Annotated in this window: 11 protein-coding genes; 3 read left to right on the top strand and 8 right to left on the bottom strand. The window is 71.6% G+C overall.

Annotated features, from left to right (window positions below; genetic code table 11):
- Positions 1-15 precede the first annotated feature (15 nt).
- Positions 16-597 carry an SMI1/KNR4 family protein gene (locus tag EOT10_RS07410; RefSeq protein WP_127827235.1) on the bottom strand — a complete coding sequence of 194 codons (582 nt, stop codon included), beginning with the start codon at positions 595-597 and terminating at the stop codon, positions 16-18.
- Between the two features lie 308 nt (positions 598-905).
- Here EOT10_RS07410 and EOT10_RS07405 point away from each other — a divergent pair, with 308 nt between their 5' ends.
- On the top strand, positions 906-1,733 hold the full coding sequence (locus EOT10_RS07405) for a class I SAM-dependent methyltransferase (protein ID WP_223280857.1): 828 nt from the start codon (positions 906-908) through the stop codon (positions 1,731-1,733).
- 15 nt (positions 1,734-1,748) lie between these two features.
- Here the strand turns inward: EOT10_RS07405 and EOT10_RS07400 are convergent, their stop codons facing one another.
- The 5 genes from EOT10_RS07400 to pdxR form a co-directional block, all read right to left on the bottom strand.
- On the bottom strand, positions 1,749-2,018 hold the full coding sequence (locus EOT10_RS07400; RefSeq protein WP_127827234.1) for a hypothetical protein: 270 nt from the start codon (positions 2,016-2,018) through the stop codon (positions 1,749-1,751).
- A gap of 65 nt (positions 2,019-2,083) precedes the next feature.
- A complete protein-coding gene (locus EOT10_RS07395; protein ID WP_127827233.1) occupies positions 2,084-2,797 on the bottom strand; it encodes a class I SAM-dependent methyltransferase in 714 nt (237 codons plus the stop codon).
- 77 nt (positions 2,798-2,874) lie between these two features.
- Complete coding sequence (locus EOT10_RS07390) at positions 2,875-4,845, bottom strand: ABC transporter ATP-binding protein (protein ID WP_127827232.1); 1,971 nt, start codon at positions 4,843-4,845, stop codon at positions 2,875-2,877.
- A 71-nt stretch (positions 4,846-4,916) separates the two neighbouring features.
- Positions 4,917-5,804: a phosphotransferase enzyme family protein gene (locus EOT10_RS07385; RefSeq protein WP_127827231.1), complete on the bottom strand. Its 888-nt coding sequence runs from the start codon at positions 5,802-5,804 to the stop codon at positions 4,917-4,919.
- A gap of 657 nt (positions 5,805-6,461) precedes the next feature.
- Entirely contained in the window at positions 6,462-7,883 is a 1,422-nt protein-coding gene (pdxR, locus tag EOT10_RS07380) for a MocR-like pyridoxine biosynthesis transcription factor PdxR (protein WP_127827230.1), read from the bottom strand.
- A 47-nt stretch (positions 7,884-7,930) separates the two neighbouring features.
- On the opposite strand from pdxR, the gene EOT10_RS07375 reads away from it, so the two are divergent.
- Both EOT10_RS07375 and EOT10_RS07370 read left to right on the top strand, forming a co-directional pair.
- Entirely contained in the window at positions 7,931-9,142 is a 1,212-nt protein-coding gene (locus tag EOT10_RS07375) for an MFS transporter (protein ID WP_127827229.1), read from the top strand.
- A 57-nt stretch (positions 9,143-9,199) separates the two neighbouring features.
- Positions 9,200-10,006: an enoyl-CoA hydratase/isomerase family protein gene (locus tag EOT10_RS07370; protein WP_127827228.1), complete on the top strand. Its 807-nt coding sequence runs from the start codon at positions 9,200-9,202 to the stop codon at positions 10,004-10,006.
- A gap of 97 nt (positions 10,007-10,103) precedes the next feature.
- Here the strand turns inward: EOT10_RS07370 and EOT10_RS07365 are convergent, their stop codons facing one another.
- Together EOT10_RS07365 and EOT10_RS07360 are read right to left on the bottom strand one after the other, a co-directional pair.
- On the bottom strand, positions 10,104-10,709 hold the full coding sequence (locus EOT10_RS07365) for a TetR/AcrR family transcriptional regulator (protein ID WP_189491298.1): 606 nt from the start codon (positions 10,707-10,709) through the stop codon (positions 10,104-10,106).
- A 128-nt stretch (positions 10,710-10,837) separates the two neighbouring features.
- Entirely contained in the window at positions 10,838-11,998 is a 1,161-nt protein-coding gene (locus tag EOT10_RS07360; RefSeq protein WP_127827226.1) for a thiolase family protein, read from the bottom strand.
- Positions 11,999-12,040: the final 42 nt, after the last annotated feature.

The following is a 12,040-nucleotide window of genomic DNA, read 5'->3' as shown; positions in this document are numbered from 1 at the left end:
TTCGAGGTCCTGTCCTCAGTCGCCGGCGGTCACGACCTCGGGACGGACGGAGGGCAGGCCCCAGGGTTCGACGGCTCCGGAGATCAGGTCGGCCGTGAACTGGACCGCGCCGGCCGGGTAGTGCCACCAGTCTCCGTTGTGAGAGGCGACAGTGACCATCCACTCCTCAGGGCTGTCGCCGGCCGTGGTCCACAGGAACGTGTCGCCGTCGTGCGAGCCGCCCCAGCCCAGCAGGCCGCCGGGGTCCGGGTACACGGGAAGCACGTCGCTGAGGCCTTCGATGTCAAGAAGGTCCTCCACGTCCTCCCGCTCCTCCAGGGTCGCCTTCGCCCACGCCTCTTCCCTGCCCGGTGTCGGTGCTTGTATGGACATGAAGTCACCGAAGAGCAGGGGCGGGTAGACCTCGCCGAACAGTTTGAAGTCCGCCGGGAGCGCCGTTCCGAGGGCGGCCTCCACCGCCGCCCAGTCGATGCGGGCCGGCTCGATACGCCGCAGTGCCGCCAGTCCGGGGACCGCCGCCTCCAGGGCTGAGAGAGCCGCGTGCGGGTCCACCAGCCGCAGTGTCGCCGCCTGTTCGGGTACCACGTGTGCGTCCATGAGTGCAGCATCGCACGACACGGATACGGCGCAGCAGCCGACTGGGCTGCAGCGGCAGGAGGCAGCGGCCCGCGCCGTGAGCAGGCGCGGCGCCTCGCCGCTTGGGCCGATCGGTGCAGGTGCGGCGCGCCTCGGCCGTGCGGGCGGTCGAGGCGCGAGGATCGGTGGGCGGCGGCCTCAGGACGGGCCGCCGCCCTGCTCCGCCCCACCGTGTGAAGAGGCCCGGCCATGAAACCGTTCCACTCCCTGCTCGTCCAGAAGGTGTCCGGCCGGCTCGACGACACCCTCGGCGTCACGCCGACGGCCGCGTGACGGGCCCCGTGACGGGCTCCGCGCCCGACGACGGCGCGCCGCAGGGCGGCCGCTACGGCGAGACCGTCTTCCCTCCCGGTCAGGCGGGTGAGGCGGAGCGCGTCGACTTCGGCGCGCTCGCCTACGACGACATCACCATGACGCGGCTACGGGCACTCGGGGTCGGCCCGGGATGGCGTTGCCTGGACCTCGGCGCGGGCACCGGCACGGTCTCCCGCAGGCTGCTGAACGAAGCCCGGGTGGACAGCGTGCTCGCCGTGGACCGCGACGTACGCTTCCTCGCCGAGCGGCCCGCGCCGGGCCTCGACGTGCTGGAGACCGACATCACCGCTCCGGGTTTCGCCCCGGGCCGGTTCCGGCTCATCCACGCGCGCTTCGTACTGATGCACCTGCCCGAGCACGAACGCCTGATCACGACACTCGCCGAACTCCTTGAACCCGGCGGGGTGTTGGTACTCAGCGACGCGGTCGACCTGACGAGCGACCGGACACCTGCCACGCCGTACACCACCACGATGCGAGCGATGTGGCACGGCCTGAAGGCCACCATCGGCACCGATGTCTCCTGGGTACCGTCCTACCCGCACCTGCTGCGGGGAGCGGGCCTTGTGCCGGTCGCCGCCGAGATCCACGTACCGCCTCTGACGCCGGGCAGCCCCATCAGCCGCTTCTGGGCCGACACATGGGAGCGCAGCAGGGCGGCCATGCTCGCCACCGGGCTGGTCGACGACGCAGCCATCGGAACGGCCCTCCAGTATCTGGAATCCGACGACTGCGCCGCACTGTCGGCCGGCATGCTCACCGCGTGGGGGTGGAAGAAATGACGCCCGACGAAACGGCTACCGGGCCGCCGCCGCCCGGAAGACCATGAACACCATCTGTGTCACCCTCCCGTACGTGTCCGTGAAGGCGTCCGTGCTCATCTTGTCCAGCGCCCAGCCTCGCTCCTCGATGCCGTAGATCACCTCCGCCATCACATCCGAGTCAATGATCCGCGCGTTCACGACGAACACCGGCCGGCCCGCCTCACGCTGAGCACCGGCCCTGGCCACATGGGCCAGCGCCTGCTCGCGTTCGAACTTCGCCTTGTCCGTCTCGTACTGCCCCATCCCCGCTCCCCTTCCTCACCCGCACGCCCGAGCCCTGCCCCTCCACAGTCACGACCACGCCTCACTCACCAACCCGCTTCGCCCGTGTCGGCCGGCGCACGGCGCGCCCTGATGAGTTGCTGGACGACGGGGCTGTCCGTGTCGGGAGCGGTCAGCAGCTGCACCTCTTCCACCCGGAAGCCGTACGCGGTGAGCAGGTCCTCCCAGAGGTGAGGTGTCAGGACCCACATCTCCACCGGGATCGGGGGCTCGTCACGCAACAGGACCTGCTGCTCGCGCGGCTCGACGCCGGTGGACGGGCCGCGGCCGTGCAGATCCGTATGGATGACGGAGAAGATCAGCGGGGCGTGCGGCGTCAGGCCGTCGCGGAGGGCGGGCAGCAGTTCGTGCGGATCGACGTAGGCCAGGCTTCCTACGGCGTACGCGGCCTCGTACGGGTCGGCGGCGTGCAGGTGCTCGATGACCTCGCCGTGCACCCACCGGACGCCTGGCTCCGTGGCGAACCGGGTGGTGGCGCGTTCGTGCTGGGTGGCGGACTGCTCGATCGCGGTGACGCGCGCACCGTGGTTCCGGGCCAGGTGGACGGCGTGGTGGCCCGGTCCGGAGCCGATGTCCAGCACGCGTTTACCGGTCAGCTCCCCGAGTACCTCGGTGCCGGGGCCGACACCGTTCCATGGACCCCACACGATCGTCTCCGGGACGGGTGGCAGGAACCCGTGGTCGAGCTGTCGTCGGCCGTAGAGGGTCCAGGCTTCTTTGTTGCGGTCCGCGACGGACACGGTGTGCTCCTGAGGGGTGCGGATGGATGACGAGGGGCCTTGTTGCCCGGGGCCTGTTGCCTGACCTGTGGTTACCGTCATGCGGGTTCGGAGGCGGGTGGGCGGGCAGGGGCGGGCATGGTGACGGGGTGGTCGTCGTGTCCGTACTGGGCCGCCTGGGTGCGGAACATCGCCGCGTAACGCCCGTTGGCGGCGAGCAGTTCGGCGTGGGTGCCCTGCTCCACGACGCGGCCCCTGCGCAGGACGTAGATGAGGTCGGCCCAGCGCACGCCGGACATGCGGTGGGTGACCAGCACGACGGCCCGGTGGGGAGCGGCCAGGTCGCGGATGCGGTCGAAGGCCTCGATCTCGGCCTCCGGGTCCAGTGCGGACGTCGGCTCGTCGACGATCAGCACGCTGTCCGCCGTACACGTCTTCGTACGCCAATGGGTGCGCGCCAGGCCGACCTTCTGCCACTCGCCACCGGACAGCTCGCCCCCGCCGCGGAACTGCCGTGCGAGCAACGTGCCCATTCCGCCCGGCAGTTTCTCGATGACGGACTGCGCCGCGGCGTAATCCACGGACGGCTTCAGGTCCTCCGACGTCGCCGCATGGCCCGGGCGCCCGATGCGGATGTTCAGCGCCGCCGTGAACGGCCAGCGCTGGAAGTCCTGGGTCAACTGGCTGACCCGCTCGAACAGTCGGGGCCTGTCGAGGTCCTGGACCGGGACGCCGCCCCAGTGGACGGAGCCGGACTGCGGGGTCAGGAGTCCGCTGATGACCTTCATCAGGGTGGACTTGCCGCTTCCGTTCTCGCCCACGACCGCGACGACGGAGCCCATCGGTACGGTCAGCGAGGCCGCGTCGAGGGCCGGGTGCTCCCGGTCCGGGTAGCGGTAGGTCACCCTGTCCAGCACCACCGCGTCGATACGGTCGGGAAGTTCCCTGCCGCCGGTGGGGAGGGTGCGCCGGCCTGACTCCTCCACGAACTTCACGTGATCCTGGACGTACAGGGCCTCCTCGTGAAGGCTGTTGATGTTCATGACCAGAGATCCGAGACCCGCCGACCCCGACCGGATGGCGTACACGGCGGTCGTGGCGACGGCCAGACTCATCTGCCCCGCCGTGATCAGCCAGAGCATGACGCCGTACGTAGCGGTGGTCGCCAGGCCGGACAGGGCCGTCGCCGTCAGCTCGGTCGCGGCCTTCCTGTCGGCGAGCTGCTTCTGCTCGGCCTCGGCGCTCTCGGCCATGTCGCGATAGCGGTCGAGCAGGAACGGGCCCACGGCGTGCAGCCGTACCTCTTGGGCTGCGCTCCGTTCGGTGAGCAGATTGGCGATCAGACGGCTGGCGCGCAGGTGCTCGACCCAGGTCTGGACGGAGATGTAGCGGCGCTGCGCCACCCGCATCGCGCCCCAGCCGCGCGGCGCCACGATCAGCAGGAGCATCGGGAACAGTGCCCAGTGGAGCACGCTGAGAATGCCGGCGGTCGAGACGAGCGCGATGGCCCCGTTCAACGCGGCGACGCACAGGGAGATCATCCGGCGGGCGGAGGCGGCACCGTAGTACGCGATGTCGAGCAGTCGCCGGTAGGCCGGGTCCTCGATCGCCTCGAGCTCGGCCGCCTGGGCGGTCTCCAGGTATTCGACGGTGACCACGCGTTCGACGAGCGGTTCCAGACGACCGGCGCGTGACGTGGACAGGCTGGCCAGCACGGAGTTGACGCCGGCGACGACGGCGCCGACGATCATCGCGGGCACCGCGGAACGCACGCGCTCGGTCGCCGTGCCGGGGGTGAGCAGGGCGTGCATGATCGCATTGAGGACGAGCAGCTGCACGGCCGCCACGATCCCCTGCCCGATCTCGCTCACGCCGACGACGAGCAGCGCGTTCCGATCCGCCCGCCAGGCCCGCCGCAGTGTCGACCAGGCCACGCGCGGCATCGCCCGCAACGCCGTGAGCAGGGATGTCTCAAGGCGGGCACGCTCGTGCTCGTTCCACCCCATGTCGTACCGCAGGGGCCCGCCGAACAGCTCCTCCTCCGCGGCCGAGACCTTCGGTTCTTCCATTCGTGGACGGCGCAGCAAGCCCCTCCGCGCGCGTTCCCCGCTCCCGCCGTGCCGGGCGTTCGTGGTCCCGGTCACCGGCGCACCTCCCCCGTCAGCCGGTCCAGGGTGCGCCTGCCGCGCGCGGTGACCTGCGGATCTCCGTGATCCGGGCCCCAGCGCAGGCAGCTGACCGCGTCCAGTGCGGACAGGCACGTCAGGGCCGCGTCTTCGGACGCGGTCAGGGTGCGGCCGTATCCGGCGAAGAACGCTGCACGCAGGTCGGGGCGGCCGGGCCATACGGCGCAGGCCAGTGGCACGAGGTCCTGGACGACCGCGGTGAACCGTGCGCGCTCGAAGTCGATCCACGCCGCTGTGGCGCCGTTCCACAGCAGGTTTCTCGGCCAGGCGTCACCGTGGATGAACGCGAGGGGGAGCGGCGGTAGTTGGGACAGGTGCGCTGCGCAGGCGCGTACGAGGTCGCGTTCGTCGGGGGTGAGCCGGTCACCGGCCGCGGTGAGACGGTCCTCGGCTCCGGCCGCCGCGTCCGTCAGGGCGCGCTCGGCCTCGGCGCGGCGCGGCCCGGTCAGGTCGCCGGCCGCGTGCAGTCGGGCCAGCAGCAGGCCGCCCTGACGGTGCGCCTCGGCCTCTTCGGCCGCGGACGGGGTGAGTTGCTTGATCGGCCTGCCGTCGACGGCGGTGACCAGCAGGGCCAGGTGCTGAGGATGGGAGGCGATCAGCTGGGGTGCGCGGTGGGCGCCGAGGGCGGGGACCGCGTGACGCAGGGCGAAGGTCTCGCGCTGGTACGTGACCGGGTTCGGGGAGACCTTCAGGAAGACCCGTACGCGGCTCGGGCGGGTCAGCTCCCACACGCGGGAGTTCACGCGCGGGTGCGAGACGTCCACCGGGGGCGTCGGCAGGGGGCCGAGCTCCTTGTGCGCCCAGGACATGAGCGTCGGCGAGGGCAGCGTCAGGACGGTCATGCGCCCCACCTCGATGACGGGTGTGACGCGGCGGCGAACAGGCTGCGACGCACGTCCACGGGGCGCCGCAGTACGGCCCTCGCGGCGAGCTGGGCAGGCGGATTTTCGAACACGTCACGAAGGGCGGGAAGGGCGAGCACAGGATTCACGGCTACTCCTTGGTCGAGAGGGGTGGGTGCAGCACACCGGACAACGCTGCTGATCACAGCGCCGACACGGGTGCGGGACGAGCGACAAGTCGCGCACGAGTTCGAAGGTCATGCGCTCGGCCTTGCGACTTCGGGGCTCCGCGCGGCTGCCGCGTTTTCGAATTCCCTCGTGTTGGTGACGCGGGTCGGGTCGTAGCCCTGATGGGGGATTGCACAGCTGTGTGCTTCGCCTGCAACGGGTGCCTCCGACGACCTGGACAGGATCGAGGGACCGCACCCTCGCGCACGCCACTGACAAGCGAGCGGGGGCAGCGACGAGATCCGGACAGCCGGAAGCGGTGACGTGGCGACTACGACGGGCGGGGCGGGGCCCATATGCGGTGCGGCAGACGCGCGGCGCCGGCGGTACGAAAGAGGCTCAATTCAGACGCTGTCGGGTGGGCCGGCCGAGGCTGACTTCTCCAGCGGTCGGCTGGGAGGGCGGGCGGCAGGGGAAGGCGCGCGGGCGTCACGGTCCCGCCAGCAGATCCCCGATCGCCGCGATGCCTTCCGCGATGGCGCTCTCGCTCACGTCGCCGAAGCCCAGGACCAGTTGCGCAGGCCCGTCGCTGCGGCGTGCCGTCGAGCGGCACTCGCTCATGCCGTAGAGACCCACGGACCTGGCGCGGGCGGCGGCGATGACGCCCTGCTCGTCCGTGCCCTCGCCGAGGTGTGCGACGGCGTGGAACCCGGCGGCGAGACCGGTCACCGCGACCCCGGGCGCGTGCGTGGCGAGCGCGGCGGTCAGGGCGCGGCGCCGGGCCGCGTACGTCGTGCGCATGCGGCGCAGGTGCCGATCGTAGCGGCCCGACTCTATGAGCCTGGCCAGGGCGAGTTGATCGAGCACGGGTGAGCCCCGGTCGCTGAGGTACTTCGCCGTGCTGATCTCTCCGGCGAGCGCGGGCGGGCACAGCATCCAGCCGATCCGCAGTGCCGGTGCGAGGGATTTGCTGACGGTGCCGATGCTGATCACGCGGTCGGCCGCCAGCCCTTGCAGGCAGCCGATGGGTTCGCGGTCGTAGCGGAACTCCGCGTCGTAGTCGTCCTCGATGACGAACGCACCTTGCCGCTCGGCCCACTTGATCAGTTCCAGCCGCCGGTCGGGAGCCATGGCCACACCGGTCGGCCACTGGTGCGCCGGGGTCACGATGACGGCCCGCGCACGGGTGGCGGCCAGCGCCCGGACGTCGAGGCCGTGCTCGTCCACCGGAACCGGGACCGCCGACAGGCCCGCCGCCTCGGCGGCCGCCCCGATGGAGGCGGGCGACCCGGGATCCTCGTACGCCACCGTGTCGACACCCGTCCTGGCCAGGGTGCGCAGGGCCAGGTCGAGACCCTGGGCGTAGCCGGCGCAGACCACGAGGTGTTCGGGGTCCGCGGCTGCGGCGCGCACCCGCCGCAGGTAGCCCGCGACGACCTCGCGCAGTACGGCGCTGCCGCGTGGATCGCCGTAGTCGAGGTCTGCCGTCGGGAGGCCGCGTCCGGCTTCACGCAACGCCCGCAGCCAGTCGTCGAGCGGGAATCCGCCCAGGTGCGGGACGGCCGCCCGGAAGTCGGCGAGCAGCCGTGGGGGTGCCGCCGGGGGCGTCGGCGCGGTCCTGGGCGTGGCCGGCACGTCGGCGCACGCCGCGACGCGCGTGGCGGATCCCACTCGCGTCACGAGGTATCCCTCGGCCTGGAGCTGGGCGTAGCAGTCCTGGACGACGCCCCGCGAGAGGCCGAGCGCGCGCGCGAGCTCGCGAGAGGACGGCAGCCGCTCGCCGGCCTGGAGCCGCTGGGTGCGGATGGCTTCGCGCACCTGGCGTTCGACCTGGCAGCGCAGCGGCTCGGCGCTCCGCCTGTCGAGCGTCAGCAACAACTCCGGTGACAGACCGGACCACTTGAGCGACATGGAATTGGACCTTACCGGTGGTCCGCTCGGCTCCTACCGTCGCGTTCATGACCGTGACAACGAACCCACCGCCCGCGTCGGGCCGGCCGCCACTGGTGACCACTCCCCTGCTGCTGCGTTTCGTCTCCATCATCGGCGCGTCGACGAGCCTGTTCCTGCTGCTGTCCGTCGTTCCGATCTACGCCGATTCGGCTGGTGGGGGCGGGAGTTCGGCGGGCCTGGCGACCGGGGCGCTGATGCTCACGACGGTCATCGGCGAGCTGGCCGCGCCCCGTCTCGTGTCCCGCTTCGGCTACCGGGTCGCGCTGGCGGCCGGGCTCTTCCTGCTGGGCGCGCCCGCGCTGGTGCTCACGCTGTCCGGGAGCATGCTCTGGATCGTGGCGGTCTGCCTGGTCCGCGGCCTCGGTTTCGCCGTCACCATCGTCGCGGGCGGCGCGCTGACGGTTTCGCTCATTCCGCCGGAGCGGCGGGGCGAGGGCCTGGCGCTGGTCGGCATCGTGTCCGGTGTGCCGTCGCTGGTGGGGCTGCCGTTGGGTGTGTGGCTCGTCGAGCAGGTGGGGTACACGCCGATCTGCGTGGCCGGCGGCCTCATCGCATTGGCCTCGATCGCCGCCGTTCCGGGGCTCCCCGACCGCGAGCTGGGCGTGGGACACGCGGTGGGGGTGGCCGCGGGGCTGCGAACGGCCGCTCTGATGCGGCCTGTTGCCGTCTTCACGGCCACCGCACTGGGAGCGGGCATCGTCGTGACCTTCCTGCCGCTCGCCGTCCCCGCGGCGTCCGCCGAGGTGGTGACCGCCGCGTTGTTCGTGCAGAGCGCGGCGGCGATGGCTGCCCGCTGGGCCGCGGGCCGGCACGGCGACCGGCGCGACCCGTCCGGCCTTGTCCTGCCCGGCCTGCTCGTGTGTGCCGCGGGCATGCTGCTCACCGCGTTCACGGCGAGCCCTGCCGCCGTCCTGGCCGGCGTCGCCCTCTTCGGCATCGGCTTCGGCCTCATGCAGAACGCCACCCTGACGCTGATGTACGGGCGGGTCCCCTCGGCCGGGCACGCCACCGTCACCGCCCTGTGGAATTTCGCGTACGACGCCGGCATGGGCGCGGGCGCCCTCGCCTTCGGCGCCCTGGCACCTCACACCGGATACCCCTGGGCTTTCGCCCTCACCGCCGCCGTGATGCTCACGGCGTCGGTGCCCGCCTGGCGGGACCGGACCCGTCCGGTCCCGCCCACCCCGGCCCATCCCGGCCCGCGATTGACTACTTAACGATTGTTCGCTAATTTTCGATCGCTGCTCCACGTTGCCAGGAAGGTGGGCCCCGCCATGTCCGACGAGCCCGTTCTGCTGACCGATCGCACCGACGGTGTCCTGACGCTCACGTTGAACCGCCCCCGCCGCAAGAACGCCATCAACGGCGAGCTGTGGACCGCGCTCGGCGACGCACTGACCGAGGCGGGCACCGATCCCCGGGTGCGGGCGGTGGTACTCACCGGCGCCGGGGGCGACTTCTGCGCCGGGGCCGACCTCTCGCCCGGGTCCACCCGGTCCGGCGACGCCGCCCCACCGCACCCGATGGACCGGATGCGAAAGATCAACGACGTGGCTCTCCGCCTGCACGAGCTGCCCAAGCCCACCGTGGCGAAGGTCGACGGGGTGGCGGTCGGAGCCGGCTGGAACCTGGCCCTGGGCTGCGACCTCGTCGTAGCCACGCCCCGGGCCCGGTTCTCCCAGATCTTCGCCCGTCGCGGCCTCTCCCTCGACTTCGGCGGATCCTGGCAGCTGCCGAGGCTGGTCGGCCTCCAGCAGGCCAAACGGCTGGCCCTGCTGGCCGAGATGATCGACGCCGACGAAGCCCACCGCCTCGGCCTCGTCACCTGGCTGGTCGGCCTTCCCGAGCTCGACAAGTTCGTCGCCGACCTCGGCCGGCGCCTGGCCGCGGGCCCACCGGTGGCTCAGGCCCAGAACAAGGCCCTGCTCAACGAAGGAGCCGACCGGACGCTGCGCGACGCCCTGGCGAGCGAGGCCCGCGCCCAGGTCGTCAACTTCGCGACCGAGGACGCACCGGCCGCGTACGCCGCCTTCAACGAGAAGCGGGAACCCGAGTTCACGGGTCAGTGGGCTGCCGGGTGAGCGACCGCTCGACGGTCAGCCACCCCATCAGGCCCAATCCACCGTGCACTTCGGCTCGGGCCGACTCCCAGACCTGAGCGTCGGCTTGGGCCGACTCTCACGCCTGAGCGCGCGGACGCCTGGTCGAAGGGCGGTACTCCACCAGGACGAGGGACAGCTCCACGTACCGCTCCGCCAGCTCGTCCACACCCTCCTCGCCGCCTTCCCGGTACCACTGGGCGACGGCGTTGCACATCGCGATCACGCCGCGCCGCGCGTCGTTGGGGTGGGGCGTGCGGAAGACGCCCTCGGCCACGCCGTCCTCGATGATCTGCTGGAACATCCGCGTGCCGTCGAACTGCCGGCGCCGGAACTCCTCCAGTTGCTCCTCCGACATGCTGCGCCACTCGGCGAGCGTCAGGTTGCTCTCCAGGCGGTACTCGGCGCGATAGCGCACGGTGGCCCGCACCAGGGCGGCCAGCCGCTCCCCCGGGTCGTCACCGGTCGACTCCAGTTCCTTGCGGCAGGAGTCGAAGTAGGCCTGGCCGCTGCCGTTCACCAGCGCGTGCAGCAGTTCCTGCTTGCCGGTGTAGTAGTGGTACATCGCCGACAGACTCACACCGGCACGCCGGGCGACGTCGCGGATGGACGCGGCGGCGTACCCGCGCTCCCCGAACTCGTGCCGGGCGGCGTCCAGAATGGCCTGCTGGCCCGTGCCTCGCACCGGTGTCCTCCTCACGCCCGACAAACGGCGATCAGTCTACGTGTCCCCGAGGCCCCCGGCCCGGGGCCGGTCCCGCGCGGCGACCGCCGACTCGGCGGGCCGCTCGCGCGTGTTCCGGCTCCGGACGGTCAGACGAGTTCCAGGATGGTGGCGTTCGCCATGCCGCCGCCCTCGCACATCGACTGGAGGCCGTATCGGATGCCGTTGTCCCTCATGTGGTGGACCAGAGTGGTCATCAGGCGGGCGCCGGAGCCGCCGAGCGGATGGCCGAGGGCCATGGCGCCGCCGTTGGGGTTCATCCGCTCATAGTCGGCGCCGGTCTGGCGCTGCCAGCCGAGCGAGACCGAGGCGAACGCCTCATTGATCTCGAACGCGCCGATGTCGTCGACGCCGAGGCCGGACCGCTGAAGTGCCTTGCGGGTGGCCGGGATGGGACCCTTGAGCATGGTGACCGGATCGACGCCGGTGACAACTCCCGTGTGGAAGCGGGCTATCGGCGTCCATCCGTTGCGTGCGGCGATGTCGCTCGTGGTGACGAGCAGCGCGGCCGAACCGTCCGAGATCTGTGAGGCGTTGCCCGCCGAGACAACGCCGTCCGCCTTGAACGGGGTCTTCAGGCCTGCCAGCGCTTCCAGCGTGCCGCCGCGGCGCACTCCCTCGTCGGTGTCGAAGACGCTGCCGTCCGCCAGGGTCACCGGGGTGATCTGGCTCTTGAAGCGGCCCTCGTCGGCGGCGCGGGCGGCGCGCGCGTGCGAGTCGAGGGCGTGTTGGTCGAGCTCTCCGCGGGTGAGCCCGAACTCCTCGGCGATCATCTCGGCGCCGATGCCCTGGTTGAAGCGGTAGTTGTCGTAGCGCTCGGCGACCAGCGTGCCGAACGGCTCGCCATACTTGCCGTCGGCGCGGGTCGATCCCATCGGCACCCGGGACATCGACTCGACGCCACCGGCGATCGCGATGTCGTACTGACCGGCGATGACCCCGGCCGCGGCCTGGTGCACGGCCTGCTGCGAGGACCCGCACTGGCGGTCGACGGTCAGGCCGGGAACGTGCTCGGGCCAGCCCGCCGCCAGGACCGCGTAGCGGCCGATGCTGCCCGCCTGCTCGCCGACCTGGGACACACAGCCCCAGATGACGTCGTCCACGGTGCCCGGGTCGAGGCCGTTGCGCTCGGCCAGCGCCTTGAGGACGTGGGCGGACAGGTCGGTGGGGTGGATGCCGGACAGCGCACCGCCCGGCTTTCCCTTGCCGACGGCTGTGCGAACGGCGTCGACGATGACTGCGTCACGCATACGAGGGACTCCTGATCGTGCGTTCGGGCGGATGTGCCGGGG

It is taken from the genome of Streptomyces antnestii, assembly GCF_004005495.1.
Lineage (GTDB): Bacteria > Actinomycetota > Actinomycetes > Streptomycetales > Streptomycetaceae > Streptomyces > Streptomyces antnestii.
Note: the sequence above shows the minus strand (reverse complement) of the source record. Positions and strands in the feature narration are given on the sequence as shown.

What these genes read in the sequence shown, in the direction of transcription:
- EOT10_RS07390 (WP_127827232.1), bottom strand. Translation starts at nt 4,845, where the DNA reads ATGGAAGAACCGAAGGTCTCGGCCGCGGAGGAGGAGCTGTTCGGCGGG.
- EOT10_RS07410 (WP_127827235.1), bottom strand. Translation starts at nt 597, where the DNA reads ATGGACGCACACGTGGTACCCGAACAGGCGGCGACACTGCGGCTGGTG.
- EOT10_RS07375 (WP_127827229.1), top strand. Translation starts at nt 7,931, where the DNA reads ATGACCGTGACAACGAACCCACCGCCCGCGTCGGGCCGGCCGCCACTG.
- EOT10_RS07370 (WP_127827228.1), top strand. Translation starts at nt 9,200, where the DNA reads ATGTCCGACGAGCCCGTTCTGCTGACCGATCGCACCGACGGTGTCCTG.
- pdxR (WP_127827230.1), bottom strand. Translation starts at nt 7,883, where the DNA reads ATGTCGCTCAAGTGGTCCGGTCTGTCACCGGAGTTGTTGCTGACGCTC.
- EOT10_RS07385 (WP_127827231.1), bottom strand. Translation starts at nt 5,804, where the DNA reads ATGACCGTCCTGACGCTGCCCTCGCCGACGCTCATGTCCTGGGCGCAC.
- EOT10_RS07400 (WP_127827234.1), bottom strand. Translation starts at nt 2,018, where the DNA reads ATGGGGCAGTACGAGACGGACAAGGCGAAGTTCGAACGCGAGCAGGCG.
- EOT10_RS07360 (WP_127827226.1), bottom strand. Translation starts at nt 11,998, where the DNA reads ATGCGTGACGCAGTCATCGTCGACGCCGTTCGCACAGCCGTCGGCAAG.